This is a genomic window from Paraburkholderia sediminicola (genome assembly GCF_046027825.1).
Lineage (GTDB): Bacteria > Pseudomonadota > Gammaproteobacteria > Burkholderiales > Burkholderiaceae > Paraburkholderia > Paraburkholderia sediminicola_D.
On sequence record NZ_JAQQDU010000274.1, the window covers coordinates 1 to 448 of the forward strand.

A 448-nucleotide genomic window follows, 5' to 3' on the forward strand; every position below is an offset into this window, starting at 1 on the left:
ATTCATGTTCGCGCCGGACGTGATCGCGATCAGGGTCTGGTTCTCGATGCCTTCGCGCTCGGCATACTGCTTGGCGCCTGCGACGGCCAGCGCGCCGGCCGGCTCCAGCACACTGCGGGTGTCCTGGAACACGTCCTTGATCGCGGCGCACAGCGCATCGGTGTTCACCAGCAGCACGTCATCGAGATATTCGCTGCACAGGCGGAAGGTTTCCTCACCGACCAGCTTGACCGCGGTGCCGTCGGAGAACAGGCCCACTTCGTTCAGCGTGACCCGTTCACCCGCTTTCAGCGACGCGGCCATCGCGCACGAGTCATCGGTCTGTACGCCGATCACCTGGATCTCCGGGCGCACCGATTTCACGTACGCGGCCACGCCTGCCGCCAGGCCACCCCCGCCGATCGGCACGAAAATCGCGTGGATCGGCCCCTGATGCTGGCTGAGAATC

The 448-nt window shown here is 65.2% G+C and carries 1 protein-coding gene; it reads right to left on the bottom strand.

From position 1 onward, the window contains the following. Nucleotides 1-448, bottom strand: a 448-nt coding sequence (locus PQQ96_RS42225; RefSeq protein WP_408303375.1) for a pyridoxal-phosphate dependent enzyme, incomplete at both ends; no start/stop codon positions are given.